This window comes from Providencia alcalifaciens, from assembly GCF_915403165.1.
Classification (GTDB): domain Bacteria; phylum Pseudomonadota; class Gammaproteobacteria; order Enterobacterales; family Enterobacteriaceae; genus Providencia; species Providencia alcalifaciens_C.
This window is the reverse complement of the sequence record NZ_OU659204.1, coordinates 3,185,792-3,205,351: the sequence shown is the minus strand read 5'-3', so window position 1 is coordinate 3,205,351 and position 19,560 is coordinate 3,185,792. Positions and strand designations below refer to the sequence as shown.

The following is a 19,560-nucleotide window of genomic DNA, read 5'->3' as shown; positions in this document are numbered from 1 at the left end:
AGTTAAATAATCTTTTAACTCGTCGCTGAATCGATTTTTCTATCATAAATTTAAAAAAGACCAAATTTCTTATTGGCTCTTGATGAAGATCAAGTGATTAAAAAGCGGTAGGACTAGGATCTCATTTATATTTACACATCAGGTAATTCTAATAAGACTTCAGCTTATTAGGTGTAATTGGTAAAGCGATTTTGAATACAAACAATACCTAAATTCCTATTCATATTTCTAATATGTGGCGGATTTTATTTATTTTTTGAATGCAAAATCGTAAAGAAAAATAGCCTAATAAATAGGCTCTAAGCCACTCATAATAGGAAATAGAAATGGCAGGAGATAACTCTATTCTTTCTCCCCATGGCATTAATCGCCGTGACTTTATGAAGTTGTGTACAGCGCTTGCTGCGACAATGGGGTTAAGTGGAAAAGCCGCCGCTCAAATGGCTGATGCGGTGAGTGATCCAGAACGTCCACCCGTCATTTGGATTGGTGCTCAAGAGTGTACTGGATGTACAGAATCGTTGCTGTGTGCGACTCACCCAACTCTCGAAAATTTAATTCTCGATACCATTTCTCTCGAATATCACGAAGTTCTCTCTGCGGCTTTTGGCGAGCAGGTTGAAGAGAACAAGCACAATGCTATTGAAAAATATAAAGGTAAGTATGTTTTAGTGGTCGATGGTTCGATTCCACTGAAAGATAATGGCATTTACTGCATGGTGGCAGGAAAACCTATCGTTGAGCATATCCGTATGGCTGCTGAAGGTGCGGCTGCGATTATTGCTATCGGCTCTTGCGCTTCTTGGGGCGGGGTTGCGGCAGCTGGGGATAACCCGACTGGCGCGGTTGGCTTAAATGAAGTCATCAAAGATAAAACCATTATTAACATTCCGGGTTGTCCGCCAAACCCACATAACTTCTTAGCAACGGTTGCCCATCTGATCACCTATAACCGTCCACCAGCGTTGGATAGCAAAAATCGTCCAATGTTCGCGTACGGTCGATTAATTCATGAACACTGTGAACGCCGTCCACACTTTGATGCGGGGCGCTTCGCAAAAGAGTTCGGCGATGCTGGTCACCGTGAAGGTTGGTGTTTATACCATTTAGGCTGTAAAGGGCCAGAAACTTACGGTAACTGCTCAACCTTGCAATTTTGCGATGTTGGCGGTGTGTGGCCAGTGGCAATCGGGCATCCATGCTACGGCTGTAACGAAGAAAATGTGGGCTTCCACAAAGGTATCCACCAATTAGCGAATGTGGAAAATCAAACGCCACGTTCCGAAAAACCAGATTTGAATAACAAAGAAGGTGGACAAGTTTCTGCAACTGCCGTGGGCTTAATCGGTGGTGTAGTCGGTCTGGTGGCGGGTGTCAGTGTGATGGCTGTACGTGAGTTAGGGCGTCAAAAACGTCAAAATGATACCAACTCACGGGGAGAATAACCGTGGATAGACGAAATTTCCTTAAGCTCTCAGCTGGGGGAGCGTTGCTTGCAAGTACGACTTCACCGAGCTTGGCGGGAGCGGAAAATAGGCCGCCAATTCCGAATGCGCTGGGTATGTTGTATGACTCGACACTCTGTGTTGGGTGTCAGGCGTGCGTCACCAAGTGTCAGGATATTAACCATCCTGAGCGCAACCCTGTAGGGCCTCAAACATGGTCAAACAATGACAAACTGACGCCATACACTAACAACGTGATTCAAGTTTGGAGCGATGGCTCAGGCTTGCATAAAGATCAGGAAAAAGACGGCTACGCTTACATTAAAAAACAGTGTATGCACTGCGTTGATCCTAACTGCGTCTCTGTTTGCCCTGTTTCTGCGCTCACTAAAGATCCGAAAACAGGCATCGTGCATTACGACCCAGATATCTGTACGGGTTGCCGTTATTGCATGGTGGGTTGTCCATTTAACATTCCTAAATATGCTTATGACGACAAGTTTGGTGCAATTCATAAATGTGAACTGTGTAACCAAAAAGGCGTAGAGCGCTTAGATAAAGGCGGTTTACCAGGTTGTGTCGAAGTATGCCCAACGGGGGCGGTGATTTTTGGTACCCGTGAAGAGCTTCTCGCTGAAGCGAAAAAACGTTTATCGCTGAAAGTGGGCGAAGAGTATGGCTTCCCTCGCCAAACTGTCCATCACAATGACCCGAATGTGATGCCTGCACCGAAATACCAGCAGCATATTTACGGTGAATTGGAAGGCGGCGGTACTCAGGTCATGGTGCTTTCTGGTGTGCCATATCAAAATCTGGGACTGCCAGAGTTAGATGAATTGGCAACTGGCGCACGTTCTGAAAATGTTCAGCACACCTTGTATAAAGGCATGGTTCTGCCTCTCGCGGCATTAGCGGGACTGAGTTTCTTAGTGTATCGCAATACCAAGAATCATGATTCTCATGATGATAAGTCTCATGGCCATAAAACGCATGACGACCAAAATCATGACGACCAAAATCATAAGGACAAGGGGGACGACTCTAATGGCAACGCATGATAAAGAACAGCCGCTAGGTGGGCGTTTAGTCAGTTGGCCAGTGATTGTCTTCGGACCGTTTGTCATCCTGTGCCTGATTTTGATTGTAAAACGTTTAGTGTTTGGTCTGGGTTCAGTCTCTGACCTGAACGGTGGATACCCATGGGGGATCTGGATTGCCTTCGACTTATTGATTGGTACCGGTTTTGCCTGTGGTGGATGGGCATTAGCGTGGGCGGTGTATGTCTTTAACCGCGGTGAATATCACCCGTTAGTGCGCCCTGCACTGTTGGCAAGTTTGTTTGGTTACTCTCTCGGTGGTTTGTCTATCACCATCGACGTGGGTCGCTACTGGAACCTGCCTTATTTCTATATTCCGGGGTACTTTAATACTAACTCCGTGCTGTTTGAAACCGCGGTGTGTATGACTATCTACATCGGTGTGATGGCGCTGGAGTTTGCCCCTGCAATTTGTGAACGCTTTAATTGGAAAGTGTCATTAAAACGCCTGAATAAAGTGATGTTTTTCATCATCGCATTGGGTGCATTACTGCCAATGATGCACCAATCTTCCATGGGTTCACTGATGATTGCCGCAGGGCACAAGGTTCATCCGATTTGGCAAAGCTATGAAATGTTGCCGTTATTATCGCTACTGACTGCCTTCATTATGGGTTTCTCCATTGTGATATTTGAAGGCTCCTTATTGCAGTCAGCGTTAAAAGGGCAAGGGGCTGATGAACGACCTCTGTTCGTTAAGTTAACCAATATCCTTCAAGTGTTCTTAGTGCTGTTCTTGGTTTGCCGTTTCGGTGAGTTGATTTATCGCGGCAAGATGCACTATGTGATGGCGATGGATTTCTACGCCATGATGTTCTGGATTGAGACTGCATTAATGGTGATCCCGCTGATTATCTTCCGCATGCCATCCCTGCGTACTGACTCAAGATGGTTATATATCAGTGGATTAAGCATGTTGTTAGGTTCTGCGCTATGGCGTATGAGCTACTCACTGATCGCCTTCAATCCTGGCGGTGGATATGACTATTTCCCAACCGCTGAAGAGATATTAATTTCCATCGGTTTTGTGGCCATCGAGGTGTGCGCATACATCTTGTTAGTTCGCCTATTACCGATTATTCCAGCAATAAAAAAATCTAATTCAAGTCCTTCTCAGGCCCGAGGTAAAGCATGAGCCAACGTATAACTATCGACCCGGTAACTCGTATCGAAGGTCACTTACGCATTGATTGCGAAATCGAAGATGGAAAAGTCACCAAAGCGTGGGCATCTGGCACCATGTGGCGTGGTATGGAAGAGATCGTCAAAGGGAAAGATGCTCGTGATGCATGGATGATCATGCAGCGTATTTGTGGGGTTTGTACCACGGTTCACGGGATTATTTCTGTGCGTACCATTGAAAGCGCACTGAATCTTGAAGTGCCTGTTAACGCGCAATATATCCGTAATATGATTTTGGCGGCACATACCATCCAAGACCATATTGTGCATTTCTATCAATTATCAGCGTTAGATTGGGTTGATATCACATCGGCACTCCAAGCGGACCCAACCAAAGCGGCGAATATGCTTAAAGGGGTCTCAACATGGTCTTTAAATAGCCCTGAAGAGTTCACTCGCGTTCAAAACAAAATCAAAGATTTAGTCGCTAGCGGTCAGTTAGGTATTTTTGCTAACGGTTATTGGGGTCACCCTGCGATGAAACTGTCGCCAGAAGTGAACTTAATCGCGGTGGCTCACTACCTGCAAGCGCTGGAATGTCAGCGTGATGCTAACCGTATCGTGGCACTGCTGGGCGGTAAAACACCGCATATTCAAAACTTAGCGGTGGGTGGTGTTGCTAACCCAATCAACCTTGATGGTATTGGGGTACTTAACCTTGAGCGCTTAATGTATGTGAAATCCTTTATTGACCGCTTAGGTGATTTCATCGAACAAGTTTATAAAGTCGATGCTGCGGTGATCGCTGCGGGTTACCCAGAATGGCTCGAAGTGGGTAAAGGTGCACAACACTATATGTGCGTACCTGAAATGCCAATGGACAACAAAAATGGCAGTTTCTTACTGCCGGGTGGTTATTTGGAGAATGGTGATTTCAGTACTTATCGTCCAATTACAAGTCACACTGATGAATACCTGATTAACGGTATCAAAGAGAGCAGCAAACACGCTTGGTACAAAGATAATGAACCGCAAGCACCTTGGGAAGGGACTACCATCCCTGACTATACCGGTTGGGATGATGACGGTAAATATTCTTGGGTTAAAGCGCCAACTTTCTATGACAAAACAGTGGAAGTGGGTCCATTAGCTGACTTACTGTGTAAACTGGCGGCAAAACATGAGCCAACAGAAAAACACTTCAACCAAATCGTGGGTCTGTACCAAGCTTTGACGGGTAACACCATCACCAAAAACCAATTAGAGTCTACATTTGGACGTATTATTGGTCGTTCCGTTCGCTGCTGCGTATTAAACGAAACCTTGTCTATTCAATGGCAAGCGCTGGTGGATAACATCGGTAAAGGGGATTTCACCACCTTTATCAAACCAAACTTCCCGCAAGATGTTGCGATTAAAGGGGTTGGTTTTGGTGAAGTACCGCGTGGTTTGTTGTCCCACTGGGTTGTGGTTAAAGATGGCAAAATTGAAAACTATCAAGCCGTTGTGCCATCAACATGGAACTCAGGTCCTCGTAACTTCAATGACGAACCAGGTCCTTATGAACAAGCGCTGGTGGGAACACCGGTGGCTGACCCATCTAAACCATTGGAAGTTGTCAGAACGATCCACTCCTTCGACCCATGCATGTCTTGTGCGGTGCATATCGTCGATACAGAAGGCTCCGAAGTGACCAAGGTGAAGGTGCTGTAATGCGTATATTAGTCTTAGGTGTTGGCAATATTTTGCTGAGTGATGAAGGTATCGGTGTGCGCATTGTTGAAGCACTCGAAGAACGTTATCACTTACCAGAATGTGTTGAGGTATTGGATGGTGGAACGGCAGGCATGGAGCTGATTGGCGCTATGGCCGATCGTGACCATCTGATTATTGCGGATGTGGTGCTGTCGAGTCAGCAGCCTGGTAGCATTTTAGTTCTGCGTGATGCTGAAGTGCCCGCGCTGTTTACCCGTAAAATCTCACCCCATCAGTTAGGGCTTTCCGATGTGTTATCGGCGCTGCATCTAACCGATGAGTTTCCGAAGCGCCTGACACTAGTGGGGATTGTGCCTGAGTCTTTAGAGCCTGCAATTGGTTTAACAGAAACGGGACAAGCCGCATTAGAGCCTGCACTGCAAAAAGTGATTGAAGTGCTACGCAGTGAAGGGTTAGAGATTATCGCAAAAGAAGAGTGTCTCCATGCCTAATGAATCCATGCCAAAAGAAATCCAAGGTTACTCTCAAAATCCGCAGCCTCTAGTTCAGGCTGCTTTTGAACGAGTTGCCCAACAATCGATGCATGATTTGTCTTTCTTGCATCCGACGATGGGTATTTATGCCAGTGCATTTTCATTATTTGAAAATCAATGGGTAGGGGCGGTTATCACCCCTTGGATGTTGAGTGCGATCATCCTGCCGGGTCCTGACCAATATTGGGAGCATCGTGTTGTTGGGGAGAAACTCGGTTTGATTCTTCCTTACGGCGAAATGACTTACACCGTTGGGGAACTGGAAGGGCTAACTCAATATTTGGCGTGTTCATTAATGTCGCCATTAGACAGAAAGCTAACTGCAATGCAGGGTGAGCATCTGGCTGATGACTGTGCGCGGATGCTGCTCTCTTTACCTGTGACGGATCCTAATGTCCCTAAATCACCGGAACGTCGCGCTGTCTTCGCGCGTTATCTGGGAGACCAATAATGCATGAAGTCTCTTTATGCCAAAGTGCTGTCGAGATAATTGAACAGCAAGCAAGACAGCATCAGGTGAAAAAGGTGACCGGCGTTTGGTTGGAAATTGGCGCGCTCTCTTGCATTGAAGAGAGTGCCCTTCGTTTTTGTTTTGATATCGCGTGCCGCGGAACCGTGGCACACGGTAGTCAATTGCATATCCTGTATCGTCCTGCTCAAGCATGGTGTTGGGATTGTAGTGAAAGTGTTGATGTCCACACTCACGACGCCACTTGCCCTAAATGTCACGGTTTTAACCTCAAAGTTGAGAACGGTGACAGCCTGCGAATCAAAGAATTAGAAATCGAATAGATTTTTGATCTAAGAACCTTTTGTGTGATTTAGAGCGAAAATTGTGAATTGACCTTGCGGTGAATCAACCTATTTTTTTGATGTTGCACTAAGCTAACTTCATCACTCACTTATGGAGTAATCATTATGTGTAGTACTTGTGGCTGTGCTTCGGGAGAGCGCAGAATTGAAGGTGATGAGCACCAACATCACCATGGAAGTGACCACCACCATGGACATGATCACCATCATCCTCATTCTCATGACCATGATCATCACCACGATCAACATTCTCATGGGCATGACCATGATCATCATGACCACGACCATCATCACCATGACCACAGTCATGCAGCAGAACATAGTGGTAAAACGGTGATTATTCATCACCATTATTATCATCAAGGTGATGTGAACCACTACTATCAATCTGAGCCAGATACCTGTGGCGTGAAGATTGAAAAACATAAGCATAAACATAAGCACGAGCACCCGCATTCCCACGATCATGCTCATGGTCATAGCCATGATGCGCAATCCACTTTTGCCCCCGCAGGTGACCACCATGACCTCGATTATGGTCAAGGTGAAGCGGGAACCCATGCGCCGGGTATTAGCCAAAAACGCATGTTACAAATTGAGATGGATGTTTTGGATAAAAACAACCATCTAGCCGAGCATAATCGTGAAGATTTTGCGGCAAAAAATATTTTGGCATTGAACCTCGTTTCAAGCCCTGGCTCCGGTAAAACCACCTTGCTGACGGAAACCTTGTTACGTCTGCGCGACAAATTGAACTGCGCGGTGATTGAAGGAGATCAGCAGACTACCAATGATGCTCAGCGTATTCGTGAAACGGGTGTACCAGCTATTCAAGTGAACACGGGTAAAGGCTGCCACTTAGATGCGCAAATGGTACATGATGCGGTTGACCGTTTAGGCTTGGATGAAAACAGCCTGCTATTTATTGAAAACGTTGGAAACTTAGTCTGTCCAGCGAGTTTTGATCTGGGTGAACGCCATAAAGTTGCGGTGCTGTCTGTCACTGAAGGTGAAGACAAACCCTTGAAATACCCGCATATGTTTGCAGCGTCTGACATTATGATCCTCAATAAAATCGACTTACTGCCTTACCTGCATTTTGATGTAGAAGCCTGCATTGCCAATGCAAAACGGGTGAATCCGAACATCCAAGTGATCAAAGTCTCTGCCACTAGCGGTGAAGGAATGGATGCTTGGTTAGCATGGCTGGAGACTCAGCTATGTGCTTAGGAATACCGGGTAAAATTGTCGCGGTGGGTGAAGATATCCACCAATTGGCGCAAGTTGATGTCTGTGGTGTGAAACGCGACGTGAACATTGGGCTGATTTGTGAAGGGGACACCGCAGACCTGCTAGGCCAATGGGTCTTAGTACACGTTGGCTTCGCGATGAGTGTGATTAACGAAGAAGAGGCTCAAGCCACCCTTGATGCGCTAACGGCGATGAGCCAGTTAGACCATGAAGTGGGGGACTTTACAGGGCTAAATTCGGGAGCAACAGATGCAGTACGTCGATGAGTTTCGCGACCCTGCCTTGGCAAAAGCATTATTGGCGCATATCCGCAAGCGTATTGCGGATATCCCAAGAGCCAAGCAGCGCCCATTACAGTTAATGGAAGTGTGTGGTGGCCATACCCACGCCATCTTCAAGTTTGGTATTGACCAGCTGCTTCCTCCTGAAATTGAATTTGTGCACGGACCGGGTTGCCCTGTCTGTGTACTGCCGATGGGACGAATTGATGGCTGCATTGAAATTGCTGAACGTCCTGAAGTGATTTTCTGCACGTATGGCGATGCGATGCGTGTGCCGGGTAAAAATGGCTCTTTACTGGACGCGAAACGCCGTGGGGCGGATGTGCGGATCGTTTATTCACCATTAGACGCGTTAAATCTTGCCCAGCAAAACCCTGAACGTGAAGTGGTGTTTTTCGGTTTGGGGTTTGAAACCACTATGCCGAGCACCGCACTGACACTACAACAAGCGCGTTTACGCCAGGTGAAAAACTTTTCGGTATTTTGCCAACATATCACCATTATCCCAACCCTTCGTAGCCTGCTTGAACAGCCTGATGTGAGAATTGATGGCTTCCTTGCGCCGGGTCACGTCAGTATGGTGATTGGCTCGCATCCTTATCAGTTTATTACCCAAGAATTCCATAAACCGCTGGTCGTTACAGGGTTTGAACCCCTCGATATTTTGCAATCTCTTGCCATGCTGGTGGATCAAATTGCGGATGGTCGCTGTGAAGTGGAAAACCAATATAAGCGTATTGTGGCGGATGAAGGCAATCTGTTGGCGTTAAAAGCCTTGGACGATGTGTTTGAATTGAAAGCCACCAGTGAGTGGCGAGGATTGGGTGAAATTGCGGGTTCAGGTGTGCAGTTAACCCTTGATTACCAAACCTTTGATGCGGAGCTGCGTTTTAATATCCAGCCTCATCAAGTGTCGGATGACCCTCAAGCACGTTGTGGTGATGTGCTAACGGGGCGCTGTAAACCGAATGAATGCCCGCTGTTTGGGCAACGTTGTACACCACAAACGGCATTTGGCGCGTTGATGGTCTCTTCTGAAGGAGCCTGCGCCGCGTATTACCAATATCGTCGGGAGGCGTAAAATGAGCTCGGATACTAAAAACGTGGTCACTATGGCTCATGGTAGTGGAGGTCTCGCCATGCAGCAGCTGATTGAACAGCTGTTTTTACAGGCTTTTGCTAACCAAGCTCTCGATGAACGTGAAGACCAAGCGCGCCTTTCTCTGGCCGAAATGACCGCATTAGGTGACCGTTTAGCTTTCAGTACCGATAGTTATGTGATTGACCCTATTTTTTTCCCCGGCGGCAATATTGGGAAACTGGCGGTTTGCGGTACAGTCAATGACGTGGCGGTTAGCGGTGCTGTTCCTAAATATCTCTCTTGCGGGTTTATCCTTGAAGAAGGCTTGCCACTGTCTGATTTGCAAACCATTGTGGAATCCATGGCGGCAACCGCTAAAGCGGCGGGAGTGCAGATAGTGACAGGGGATACCAAAGTCGTACAGCGTGGCGCGGCGGATAAAGTGTTTATCAATACCGCTGGCATTGGCGTGATCCCAACCGAAATTCATTGGGGCGCTCAGCAAATTCAAGCGGGAGATAAAGTGATTGTCAGCGGAACATTGGGTGATCATGGTGCGACTATCCTGAACCTGCGTGAGCAGATGGGGCTGGAAGGGCAACTTAGCAGTGACTGTGCGGTTTTAACGCCGATTATTGAGCCTTTACGTGATATTGATGGTGTACGCGCTCTGCGTGATGCCACTCGTGGTGGTGTGAATGCCATTCTGCATGAATTTGCACAAGCCAGTGGCTGCGGTATTTCCATCAACGAAGGGGATTTACCAGTCTCTTCCGCCGTTCGTGGTGTGTGCGAATTATTAGGTTTAGAACCCCTTAATTTTGCCAACGAAGGCAAATTAGTGATTGTGGTGAAACCTGAAGCTGAACAGCAAGTTTTAGCCGCATTACATCAACATCCATTAGGTGTTAATGCCAAAACCATTGGTTGTGTGACAGAAAATAAACAGGTGAAGCTGGTGGGTATTTTTGGTGCTTCACGACTGTTAGATTTGCCACATAGCGAGCCATTACCTCGAATTTGTTAGTTATTTGTACCCTAAAAACGGCACCTGAAAACGGTGCCGAAATGAAAAAATCACCGATTAGAGGGATATATGATTAAAAAATTAGCGGTTGCCATGTGTTTAATGGGATTAACCCTGCAAGCACAAGCGGCTGAGCCCGCATCATCTACACACACTTTACGACTTGCCATTGGCGCAGAACCCACTGAAGGTTTTGACCCAATGTTGGGTTGGAGCCACGGGAGTTACTTGCTCCTGCATAGCCCACTCTTAAAGCAAAAAGCAGATCTTTCTTGGCATAGCTATATGCTCGAAAGCTACACACACAATGCAGATGGTAAAGAGTGGATACTGACCTTGAAAAAGGATCTGAAGTTCTCGGATGGCTCAGCGTTAACGGCAAAAGATGTGGTATTCAGCTACAACAATGCGGCGGCGAGTGGCGGTAAAGTGGATATGGGTAACTTCGCGAAAGCAGAAGAAATTAACCCGCTGACTGTGAAAATTACCTTATCTTCCCCGCAAAGTACGTTTATCAATGTGTTGGGATCGTTAGGGATCGTCTCTGCGGATAAGTACGATGCAAAAACTTATGCTCATAAGCCGATTGGGGCAGGCCCATACCGCTTAGTGGCTTTCCAACCGGGCCAACAACTGATTGTTGAGCAAAACCCATACTATGCCGGCCCTAAAAATGATTATGGCAAAATGGTGTTTGTGTTCCTTGATGAAGATGCCGCATTTGCTGCCGCGCAGAGTGCTCAGCTTGAAGTTGTACGCATTCCACCCGCTGTAGCAAGCAATGCCAATAATGTTCCTAATATGAAGCTGATTGAGCGTTACAGTGTGGAAAACCGCGGGATCTCATTCCCGATTCCACCTGCTGGCGAAAAAGACGCTCAGGGTAATCCAATCGGTAACGACATCACCTCCGATGTGGCTATTCGTAAAGCCATTAACTATGCATTAGACCGCAAGCTGTTGGCGGAATCTGTTCTTGAAGGTTTTGCTGTTCCGGCTTATACCGGCGTGGCTGGATTACCTTGGAATAACCCTAACTCGTCATTCAAAGATGGGGATTTAGACAAAGCGAAAGCAATTTTGGAAGAGGCAGGCTGGAAGCTGAATAAAGAAGGGTTGAGAGAGAAAAATGGCAAAGTAGCGAAATTAACCCTGTGGTATGCCAGCGGTGACACAACTCGCCGTGATTTAGCGCAAGCCATTCGCTCAAGCTTAAAACCGCTCGGTATTGAAATGGATTTGAAATCAGGTAGTTGGGAAACGGTTGAACTGCATATGCATGCTAACCCTACACTGTTTGGTTGGGGCAGCCTCGACCCAATGGAGTTAGTCCACAACTACAGCAGCAAAGCTGCGGGTGTCGGCTTCTACAATGCGGGTTACTATAAAAACCCAGCGGTGGATGAAATTATCGAAGAAGCATTGCGTCAACCAGACCAAGATGCCGCTATCCCACTATGGCAGAAAGTGGATTGGAATGGCAAAGTGGGCGTTGGTATCCAAGGGGATGCTGCATGGGCTTGGTTGATGAATGTTCAGCATGTTTACTTATCAAATCAATGTGTTGATTTGGGTAAAAGTGCCCCAGAAATTCACGGATCTTGGTCTGTGTTAAATAACGTCGATGAATGGAAGTGGACTTGTAAGTAATGCGAACGACCTTTGGGCTTTTATTGCGATTTATCTGCTTATTAACGGTAACCGCGCTGGGGATTTTTATCCTACTAAGTTACTCGCCGATTGATCCGATCAAAGCCTACATTGGTAACGACTTGATGCATGTGCCCCCAGAGCAATACCCGCTGATTGCGGCGCGTTGGGGGCTTGACCAGCCGCTCTGGATGCAGTTCTGGCGTTGGTTTTCACAAATGCTTCGAGGGGATTTGGGGTATTCGATGCTGTACAATACCCCTGTTTTACAAGTGATTTCTGACCGTATTGTTCCTTCACTGGCATTGCTCGGCAGTGCATGGGTATTTTCCGGCGTGGTCGGGTTTGGGCTTGGGTTAGTCGCTGGGCGCTACTTAAACCGCTGGCCTGACAAAGTTATTTCGGCATTTTGTTATTTACTCGCTTCAATTCCCGTCTTCTGGATAGGCTTATTGCTGCTGTCTCTGTTTGCGGTTTCTTTAAAATGGGCACCCATTTGTTGCGCATGGCCAATAGGTTTAGATGAACAGACCGCCACATTTTCACAAAAAATTCAGCATTTAATTTTACCAGTGATAGCCCTCGGAATGCTGGGGGTCGGCACCATTGCTTTGCATACCCGCGCAAAAGTGGCTGAAGTGATGAACAGCGAATTTATTCATTACGCACAAGCGCAAGGGGATAAAGGCTGGTCAATGATGGGCTTCCATGTGCTTAAACACGCTATCACGCCCGCGATTTGCTTGCAGTTTGCCTCTGTCGGTGAGCTTTTTAGTGGCGCATTATTAGCGGAAAAAGTGTTTGCGTATCCAGGATTAGGACAGGCCACCATTGATGCAGGCTTACGTGGAGATGTGCCGCTGTTAATGGGGATAGTGATGCTGTGCGCCGTACTGATTTTCTTCAGTAATACGATGGCAGATTTGCTATTAAAACGGGTGAATAAGGGAGTGATAAGAGGATCATGACTTATAATCCGAATCGCGCTCTGATCAAACTAATCCTTTCATTAGGTTGCCTAATTATATTAGGTGGCTATGCCTTTTGGCTGCTTTCGTCTGATATTGAAATGAGCTTGCTCGATAGGCGACAAGCGCCGTCATTGTTGCATTTATTTGGGACAGACAATTTAGGACGCGATTTATTTGAGCGTACATTTCAAGGGCTCGCTACCAGTTTACAAATTGGTTTAACCGCGTCGATAACCAGCGGCATTATCGCCTTGGTGATGGCGGGGTTATCTTCGCTCAATAAAAGCATGGATTATGTGGTGCGCGGTATTATTGATGCACTGCTTGCTCTACCGCATTTACTGTTATTGGTACTGATCTGCTTTACGCTGGGTGGCGGAAAGATGGGGGTAATTTGGGCGGTGGCATTGACGCACTGGCCTAAACTGACATTAATCTTGCGCTCAGAATTGCTGCGGGTTCAGCAAACTGATTACATCATGCTATCCCATCGTATAGGTAACAGCGCGTTTGAGCGTTTACGCTACCATTATTTACCGATGTTGCTTCCTCAATGGATGGTCGGAACATTATTGATGTTTCCGCATTCCGTGTTACACAGCGCCGCATTAAGTTTCCTCGGATTTGGGTTAGCACCCCATGAGCCATCGCTGGGTATTTTGCTTTCTGAAGCGTTACGTTACTTGAGTACTGGTGCGTGGTGGATGGTCGTTTTCCCCGGTGCGGCATTGATGGGGTTAGTTCTGCTATTTGACCAGTTTGCGAAATCGGCTCAACAATTGTGGTTAAGAGGAGCAACATGCTGAAATTTGAAAATTTGACCATTGATGTGGCGCAATATCGTTGGTTGGGTAAAAAGCAATGGTCTCCATTACTGCAAGATATTTCACTCGATATTCAACCTGGTGAAATGGTGGCGCTGATTGGCGGCAGTGGTGAAGGTAAAAGTTTATTACTACAAAGCGCATTAGGATTATTGCCAAATAATATGCGCTGCAAAGGGAATATCGAACTGAATGGTCAAGCCCTGACGGAGAAAACCAAATCTCAGTATCGCGGAAATTCTCTGTGTTATGTGCCCCAAGGAGTGAGTGCGTTAAATCCATTAATTCAGATTGGCCCTCAGCTAGAACGCGCCGCGGTACTTAGCGGGCAGCATATAAAAATGCACGATGTAGCACGGCATCTACAAGAATACAGTTTGCAATCGAGCCTTGTGAATCACTACCCAAGTCAGCTCTCAGGGGGAATGGCTAAAAGGGTGTTGGCGAGCAGCGCCACGCTTTCGTGTGCGGAGTATATTCTTGCCGATGAGATCTCTTCATGGCTGGATGATGAACATGCAGTGCAATTGCTCGATAATATTAAATCGCTATGTCGCGATGGTCGCGGTGTATTGTGGGTGACTCACGACTTGTCTATGGCGGTACGCTTTGCGGATCGCGTCACATTATTACGTAATGGTGCATTAGAAGAGGTTCTGAGCAGCGAAAAACTCAAACAAGGTGGTGGCGGACAATGGATCCAATCTCTATGGAATGCCCTGCCTGAACATCAATTTATGATGTTGGATGAGTGGAGGTAGCCAGATGCTAGAAATTCAAAATCTGCGTATTGAGCAGGCCGGTAGAGTACTGTGGGATAACCTGAATTTGTCATTAGCAGACAATGAACGGCTTGGCATTTCTGCTCCAAGTGGATTTGGGAAAACGACGCTAGGACGTGTGCTTGGGCAGTGGCAAAAGCCCACTGATGGACACGTTTTATTTAATGGTGAGCCTGTTCCTCATCGCGGTTATTGCCCAATTCAGTTAGTACCGCAGCACCCTGAAAAAAGTTTTAATCCTTATCGTACCGTGGGTTCCAGTGTTCGCGATGCATGGGAACCGGATACCCAATGGTTAGATTACCTTTCTATCAAACCGCAATGGTTAGAGCGACGCCCTAGTGAGTTATCGGGCGGAGAACTTGCGCGGATCGCCTTACTTCGCGCGCTCGACCCTCGTACCAAAGTGCTGATTGCCGATGAAATCACAGCCCAATTAGATGCCCATCTTCAAAAGGATGTATGGCAGCATTTGATCCGTATTTCACAGCAACGCCCCCTTGCGATGATTGTTTTTAGCCACAATAAAGCGCTGCTAGAGAAAGTGTGTACCAAGGTGTGGACGGTGGCGGGCAATTAGTCACAGTTGTATTTTATCGACCAAAAACTCAATAAATGCCCGTGTTTTGGCGGGTAGAGTTTGGGTATTGGGATAGAGTAATTGAATGTTTTGTTTCGGTAGCTCGAATTCAGGCAACAAGCGCACTAATCGGTGCGTTTTTAAATCCTCTTCAACCAGCCATGCGGGGCAAATAGCTGCACCTAATGAGGCAAGTGCCAACTGGCGGATTGTTTCTGCGGAGTTGGATTCATGCTGACTGTTTAATAACGGTAATCCAAATTTTTCGCCGTGACGGTTTTGTAGAATATATTGGCTATCTTGCAAATTCAGTAGTGAATGCGTGACCCACGGAATATGCGCTAAGTCTTCGATATTTTTAATGGAATATTGATGAACAAACTGCGGTGTGGCGACCAAATAAATTGCATATTCTCCGAGTTTACGGGATTTTAATGATGAGTTTTTTAAATTCCCTAATCGAATCGCAATATCCAGTTTTTCAGCCAATAAATCATCGAAAGAAGAATTAAAACTGTATTGCAGGCGCAGTTGAGGGTATTGCCGGCAAAATTCAGGGAGTAAAGGCAAAATATAGCGTTGCCCAAATTCATTGGTTGAAGAAAAACGCAATGTGCCAGTTATGTTGGTTGCTAAATTTTGGCTTCTTTCAAAGGCTTCCTGAATTTGTAATTGAATCTGTTTAAAATCATTGTAGAAATATTTTCCCACCTCAGTGAGTGCAATATTGCGGGTATTTCGCACCAACAAGCTGACATTTAAGCTCTTTTCAAGCTGTTTGACATCAATACTGACCATCGAACGGCTTAGCTCTAAAACCTCTGCGGCTTTGGTAAATGAACCAGAATCTACAACTTGAAGAAAGCTGGTAATTTGCTTGAGATTTTTTTGCATAATCCTCCCGATTGTTTGATTGTGTTAAACAATGATTTTACTTCCTTTGCATCGACAGGAGAAGGGCTGCGCTCTACTCTTTGCGACCGGAGGTAGCTATGTCATATCGTTATCAAATCGCTACAGTATTTCTTCTCGGTTTTTTCATTGATTGTATTAATATTTTTATGTCTGCCATTGCATTGCCAGACATTGCTTCGGCATTTTCGACGAGTCAGTCGATGGTCTCTTGGGTAGCGAATGCCTATATTCTAGGGTTAGTGCTCATTATGCCTGTCAGTTTGTGGTTAGCGGGTCGTTTGGGGGAGCGCAAATTACTTGCTTATTCGATGCTGCTGTTTTCCCTCTCCGTTGGGTTATGTGGATTTAGTGATTCTATTTATAGTTTGATTTTCTGGCGCTTTATTCAAGGAATTGCAGGGGGATTATTAATTCCTGTTGGTCAGGCTTTAGTGTTTGCTCTATTTCCTAATCAAGAACGCCAAAAGATATCCACAATGATCATGACGGTTGCTTTAATCGCCCCTGCATTTTCTCCGGCAATTGGCGGCATGATTATCGATTCTCTTTCTTGGCGATGGGTATTCTTTGCTAATCTTCCGTTCTCATTGTTGGCGGCGTTGTTGGCTTGGTGCTGGGTAAAATCCAGTGAAAAACAGGTACGAGAAAAGCCCGATATTATGGGACTGCTGTTAGTCAGTTTCAGTTTACTGAGCTTATTGATGTCATTCTCCCTTTATAATGATTACCAAAGTTTAGCTCTCGCATTATTAAGTTTTGCTCTTTCTATCGTTTTGCTGATTGTCTATTTACAGTATGCAAAAAAATGTCGAGCGCCGATTTTAAACCTGCAATTACTCAAAAATTATAATTTACGTAATGGTTTTATTGTTTATTACGCGGTGCCGGGAATTTTTACGGGCGTTAATTTACTGAATATTTTTAATCTACAAAATAATATCGGATTTAATGCACAACAAACGGGCATGTTTATGCTGGTGTATGCGGCGGGCGCTCTGATTTCCATGATAACCGGCGGTTATTTTTATCATCGTCTAGGTAAGCGAAGCCTATTTATTACGGGGATTGTCGTGCATAGCATTGGGATCTTGACCTTGTTTTGGGTCGATAACCAAAGCCAATTAATATTGCTCATTATGGCCTATTTATTAATGGGAATAGGTGGTGGGATCAGTGCGAATACGGCGCAAATTAGTGCATTAATAGATTTTAAAGATAAGGATCTATTGCAAGGTAGTGTGTTGTGGAATATTAACCGTCAGGTGGCTTTTAGTGTGGGGACGGTGGTATTAATTTCCCTCTTTAACCTTATTTCATTTTCATCAGAGCTAGTTCGTTATCAATATACGTTTTTCATTGCAGCTATTTTAGGGCTGCTATCGTTAATTTCAGTCATTAAGGGAAAATAGATGGACTCTAAAATGTCGCTGGCAGTACAAAGTGTGATTGATTTACATGTGGTTATTGAGGATGTATTTACAGGGCGCAATCAGGGGGAGAGTTTACCGCTTTTACTGAATAGCTTTGACTCGGATTTTAAAATGATCACGATCCAAGGGCAGGGGATCGCCCACAAAGATGTCACTGCGTTATTTAGTCAGAATGTTGGCAAAAAGCCTTATCTGGCAATCGCAATTGAGCAGATAGTGCCAATTCAGCAATCAGGCGATGATTGCTGGGTGCAATACCAAGAATTGCAGACCAATGAAGGCGTTTCGTCGTTACGAATTTCCACTGCGTGTATTCATGTTGAAAATGAAACGTGCACTTGGAAATACCTGCATGAAACACCGGTGAAATAAACCAAATTTCGAAAAATAGTTACTTAGTGGAACATGAAACGGTCAATAGGCCGTTTTTTTATCGTTAGCAAATAAAGAATTTTCCATTTTAATTACAAATGATTTTTATTCTCAATATTGATTGACCGTCGGTCAGTTGCGATCTAACATGCGGAAAAGAAAGATAATGGGAATAAGAGAATGAAACGCATTTTTTTGATTATTGCGGTGTGTTTGGGAACGTTTATGGCTACGCTCGATATCAGTATTGTGAATGTCGCTCTTCCTGCTATAGGGCAAGAACTGTCCACAAATTTGTCGATGTTACAATGGATTATAGATGCTTATGCGTTGTGTTTATCAGCATTGATCCTCTCCGTTGGGCCTTTGAGCGATCGTTATGGGCGTAAGAAAGTGTGGCTTGCTGGGATTGCAATATTTACGCTGGGATCGTTGATTTGTGCTTTGGCATCAAATATTCAATGGCTGCTATTTGGGCGTGTTGTTCAAGGAATTGCCGCCGCGGCGCTGATCCCTGGGGCGCTATCTATTATTACGCAGACATTTAGTAATGATATAGAGCGAATTAAAGTCATTGGTATTTGGTCGGCAGTCAGTGCGTTGTCATTGATTGTTGGCCCGATTCTGGGTGGTTTTCTAGTGGATACTTTTGATTGGACTACCATCTTTATCATCAATATTCCCATTGGCTTACTGACTTTATTATTAGGTTGGTTAGGTATAACGGAAAGTGCCGATCCTGATAAGGCGGCATTGGATCCAGCAGGTCAGTTGCTGAGTATTGTTGCTCTTGGCGGGATCACTTATGGGCTAATTGACGCGGGGGATCTTGGTTGGGATAGCCCATCGACGTTGGGCTGTTTGGCGCTTGGTACTACAGCATTATTGGGTTTTGTTGCTGTGGAGATGAAAGTGCTGCGCCCTTTATTACCCCTGTATCTATTCAAGAAAAATCCTGATTTTTTTCAATACAATATGGCGTCATTTGCCCTCGGATTTGCCACCTATAGTAATGTGTTTTTTATCGCGATGTTTTTGCAAAAAGGGCAAGGTTGGGGGGCTTTTGAGGCTGGCTTACGGATGACGCCCGAATTTATCGCAATGGCGCTGTTTTCACTCAGTTTCGGCCGGTTTTCTCGGCGATACAGTGTCCGTAACATTATGATTATTGGTTTTCTGCTGATAGCTCTGTCATCCATGCTTTTAACACGGGTTAATGCTGATACTGACTATTTCCCTATTGCGGTCACGTTATTTATTTTGGGGGCGGGCATGGGAATGGCAACACCTGCAATAGGGGCGCTGGTGATGTCGAGTGTTGAAAAAGCCTATTCAGGGATGGCATCTGCGGTGATGAACGCATTGAGGCAAACAGGTATGACTCTGGGGATAGCCTTACTGGGAACGCTAATGACTCACCGAGCCGTCGATTTACTGTTGAGTAATCAACAGGTTAATGCTCAACTTTCCACTGAGCAAATTATCGAGTTAGTTAACCAACATGGAAATATCTCGTCAACGATGATTGAGCAAGCAACGCGCTCAGCCTTTGTTTCGGGGTTTAATTTGGCGATGTTCGGTGGATCATTGGCAATTTTGCTTTCATTAGCGTTAATGTTTAAACGCCAGCAAAAAATTGAGTGTGAGTGACCGATAAAAAAACACCTGCG

At 45.6% G+C, this 19,560-nt stretch carries 20 protein-coding genes; 19 read left to right on the top strand and 1 reads right to left on the bottom strand.

All coding sequences use genetic code 11. The features are described from left to right. The first annotated feature begins 326 nt into the window (after window positions 1–326). From hybO to LDO73_RS14485, 16 genes are all read left to right on the top strand, one after another. Window positions 327–1,445 carry a hydrogenase 2 small subunit gene (gene hybO / locus LDO73_RS14560; RefSeq protein ID WP_224058949.1) on the top strand — a complete coding sequence of 373 codons (1,119 nt, stop codon included), beginning with the start codon at window positions 327–329 and terminating at the stop codon, window positions 1,443–1,445. A 2-nt stretch (window positions 1,446–1,447) separates the two neighbouring features. Further along, window positions 1,448–2,503: a hydrogenase 2 operon protein HybA gene (gene hybA, locus LDO73_RS14555; RefSeq protein WP_224058947.1), complete on the top strand. Its 1,056-nt coding sequence runs from the start codon at window positions 1,448–1,450 to the stop codon at window positions 2,501–2,503. Continuing rightward, a complete protein-coding gene (hybB, locus tag LDO73_RS14550) occupies window positions 2,490–3,677 on the top strand; it encodes a Ni/Fe-hydrogenase cytochrome b subunit (protein WP_036956223.1) in 1,188 nt (395 codons plus the stop codon). Before hybA ends, hybB begins: the two co-directional genes overlap by 14 nt. After that, window positions 3,674–5,377: a hydrogenase 2 large subunit gene (hybC, locus tag LDO73_RS14545; protein ID WP_224058945.1), complete on the top strand. Its 1,704-nt coding sequence runs from the start codon at window positions 3,674–3,676 to the stop codon at window positions 5,375–5,377. The genes hybB and hybC overlap by 4 nt, the downstream gene beginning before the upstream one ends. Then, the gene (locus LDO73_RS14540; RefSeq protein ID WP_132496563.1) at window positions 5,377–5,871 is read left to right on the top strand and encodes a HyaD/HybD family hydrogenase maturation endopeptidase; all 495 of its coding nucleotides are present in this window, start codon (window positions 5,377–5,379) and stop codon (window positions 5,869–5,871) included. The genes hybC and LDO73_RS14540 overlap by 1 nt, the downstream gene beginning before the upstream one ends. Before the next feature lie 7 nt (window positions 5,872–5,878). Next, window positions 5,879–6,364 (top strand): hydrogenase-2 assembly chaperone, encoded by a 486-nt coding sequence (gene hybE, locus LDO73_RS14535; protein ID WP_224061195.1) that lies wholly within the window; start codon window positions 5,879–5,881, stop codon window positions 6,362–6,364. Continuing rightward, entirely contained in the window at window positions 6,364–6,705 is a 342-nt protein-coding gene (hypA, locus tag LDO73_RS14530) for a hydrogenase maturation nickel metallochaperone HypA (RefSeq protein ID WP_224058943.1), read from the top strand. The genes hybE and hypA overlap by 1 nt, the downstream gene beginning before the upstream one ends. Window positions 6,706–6,831: 126 nt before the next feature. Further along, window positions 6,832–7,956, top strand: coding sequence for a hydrogenase nickel incorporation protein HypB (gene hypB / locus LDO73_RS14525; RefSeq protein ID WP_224058937.1), 1,125 nt, complete (start codon window positions 6,832–6,834; stop codon window positions 7,954–7,956). After that, a complete protein-coding gene (gene hybG / locus LDO73_RS14520; protein ID WP_224061194.1) occupies window positions 7,947–8,243 on the top strand; it encodes a hydrogenase maturation factor HybG in 297 nt (98 codons plus the stop codon). Before hypB ends, hybG begins: the two co-directional genes overlap by 10 nt. Then, window positions 8,227–9,339: a hydrogenase formation protein HypD gene (hypD, locus tag LDO73_RS14515; protein ID WP_224058936.1), complete on the top strand. Its 1,113-nt coding sequence runs from the start codon at window positions 8,227–8,229 to the stop codon at window positions 9,337–9,339. Before hybG ends, hypD begins: the two co-directional genes overlap by 17 nt. Before the next feature lies 1 nt (window position 9,340). Continuing rightward, on the top strand, window positions 9,341–10,366 hold the full coding sequence (gene hypE, locus LDO73_RS14510; RefSeq protein WP_224058934.1) for a hydrogenase expression/formation protein HypE: 1,026 nt from the start codon (window positions 9,341–9,343) through the stop codon (window positions 10,364–10,366). A gap of 69 nt (window positions 10,367–10,435) precedes the next feature. After that, entirely contained in the window at window positions 10,436–12,016 is a 1,581-nt protein-coding gene (locus LDO73_RS14505) for an ABC transporter substrate-binding protein (RefSeq protein ID WP_224058932.1), read from the top strand. Then, window positions 12,016–12,984, top strand: coding sequence for an ABC transporter permease (locus LDO73_RS14500; RefSeq protein WP_224058930.1), 969 nt, complete (start codon window positions 12,016–12,018; stop codon window positions 12,982–12,984). The genes LDO73_RS14505 and LDO73_RS14500 overlap by 1 nt, the downstream gene beginning before the upstream one ends. Further along, a complete protein-coding gene (locus LDO73_RS14495) occupies window positions 12,981–13,793 on the top strand; it encodes an ABC transporter permease (protein WP_224058928.1) in 813 nt (270 codons plus the stop codon). Before LDO73_RS14500 ends, LDO73_RS14495 begins: the two co-directional genes overlap by 4 nt. Then, entirely contained in the window at window positions 13,787–14,572 is a 786-nt protein-coding gene (locus tag LDO73_RS14490; protein ID WP_224058926.1) for an ATP-binding cassette domain-containing protein, read from the top strand. Before LDO73_RS14495 ends, LDO73_RS14490 begins: the two co-directional genes overlap by 7 nt. 4 nt (window positions 14,573–14,576) lie before the next feature. After that, window positions 14,577–15,173, top strand: coding sequence for an ATP-binding cassette domain-containing protein (locus tag LDO73_RS14485; protein ID WP_224058925.1), 597 nt, complete (start codon window positions 14,577–14,579; stop codon window positions 15,171–15,173). Here the strand turns inward: LDO73_RS14485 and LDO73_RS14480 are convergent, their stop codons facing one another. Continuing rightward, window positions 15,174–16,067, bottom strand: a complete 894-nt coding sequence (locus tag LDO73_RS14480) for a LysR family transcriptional regulator (RefSeq protein WP_224058923.1) — start codon at window positions 16,065–16,067, stop codon at window positions 15,174–15,176. A 98-nt stretch (window positions 16,068–16,165) separates the two neighbouring features. On the opposite strand from LDO73_RS14480, the gene LDO73_RS14475 reads away from it, so the two are divergent. The 3 genes from LDO73_RS14475 (at window position 16,166) to LDO73_RS14465 (ending at window position 19,540) form a co-directional block, all read left to right on the top strand. Next, a complete protein-coding gene (locus tag LDO73_RS14475; protein WP_224058921.1) occupies window positions 16,166–17,497 on the top strand; it encodes an MFS transporter in 1,332 nt (443 codons plus the stop codon). After that, the gene (locus LDO73_RS14470) at window positions 17,498–17,890 is read left to right on the top strand and encodes a hypothetical protein (protein WP_224058919.1); all 393 of its coding nucleotides are present in this window, start codon (window positions 17,498–17,500) and stop codon (window positions 17,888–17,890) included. Window positions 17,891–18,070: 180 nt separating this feature from the next. Beyond that, window positions 18,071–19,540, top strand: coding sequence for an MFS transporter (locus LDO73_RS14465; RefSeq protein WP_224058918.1), 1,470 nt, complete (start codon window positions 18,071–18,073; stop codon window positions 19,538–19,540). The last annotated feature ends 20 nt before the right edge of the window (window positions 19,541–19,560 follow it).

Bases quoted from the DNA above. Each gene is read 5' to 3' on its own strand.
- LDO73_RS14465 (WP_224058918.1), top strand. From the start codon at position 18,071: ATGAAACGCATTTTTTTGATTATTGCGGTGTGTTTGGGAACGTTTATG.
- hybE (WP_224061195.1), top strand. From the start codon at position 5,879: ATGCCAAAAGAAATCCAAGGTTACTCTCAAAATCCGCAGCCTCTAGTT.
- hypE (WP_224058934.1), top strand. From the start codon at position 9,341: ATGAGCTCGGATACTAAAAACGTGGTCACTATGGCTCATGGTAGTGGA.
- hybO (WP_224058949.1), top strand. From the start codon at position 327: ATGGCAGGAGATAACTCTATTCTTTCTCCCCATGGCATTAATCGCCGT.
- LDO73_RS14540 (WP_132496563.1), top strand. From the start codon at position 5,377: ATGCGTATATTAGTCTTAGGTGTTGGCAATATTTTGCTGAGTGATGAA.
- hypD (WP_224058936.1), top strand. From the start codon at position 8,227: ATGCAGTACGTCGATGAGTTTCGCGACCCTGCCTTGGCAAAAGCATTA.
- hybB (WP_036956223.1), top strand. From the start codon at position 2,490: ATGGCAACGCATGATAAAGAACAGCCGCTAGGTGGGCGTTTAGTCAGT.
- LDO73_RS14485 (WP_224058925.1), top strand. From the start codon at position 14,577: ATGCTAGAAATTCAAAATCTGCGTATTGAGCAGGCCGGTAGAGTACTG.
- LDO73_RS14495 (WP_224058928.1), top strand. From the start codon at position 12,981: ATGACTTATAATCCGAATCGCGCTCTGATCAAACTAATCCTTTCATTA.
- LDO73_RS14470 (WP_224058919.1), top strand. From the start codon at position 17,498: ATGGACTCTAAAATGTCGCTGGCAGTACAAAGTGTGATTGATTTACAT.
- hypB (WP_224058937.1), top strand. From the start codon at position 6,832: ATGTGTAGTACTTGTGGCTGTGCTTCGGGAGAGCGCAGAATTGAAGGT.
- LDO73_RS14480 (WP_224058923.1), bottom strand. From the start codon at position 16,067: ATGCAAAAAAATCTCAAGCAAATTACCAGCTTTCTTCAAGTTGTAGAT.
- LDO73_RS14490 (WP_224058926.1), top strand. From the start codon at position 13,787: ATGCTGAAATTTGAAAATTTGACCATTGATGTGGCGCAATATCGTTGG.
- LDO73_RS14505 (WP_224058932.1), top strand. From the start codon at position 10,436: ATGATTAAAAAATTAGCGGTTGCCATGTGTTTAATGGGATTAACCCTG.
- hybG (WP_224061194.1), top strand. From the start codon at position 7,947: ATGTGCTTAGGAATACCGGGTAAAATTGTCGCGGTGGGTGAAGATATC.
- LDO73_RS14475 (WP_224058921.1), top strand. From the start codon at position 16,166: ATGTCATATCGTTATCAAATCGCTACAGTATTTCTTCTCGGTTTTTTC.
- hypA (WP_224058943.1), top strand. From the start codon at position 6,364: ATGCATGAAGTCTCTTTATGCCAAAGTGCTGTCGAGATAATTGAACAG.
- hybC (WP_224058945.1), top strand. From the start codon at position 3,674: ATGAGCCAACGTATAACTATCGACCCGGTAACTCGTATCGAAGGTCAC.
- LDO73_RS14500 (WP_224058930.1), top strand. From the start codon at position 12,016: ATGCGAACGACCTTTGGGCTTTTATTGCGATTTATCTGCTTATTAACG.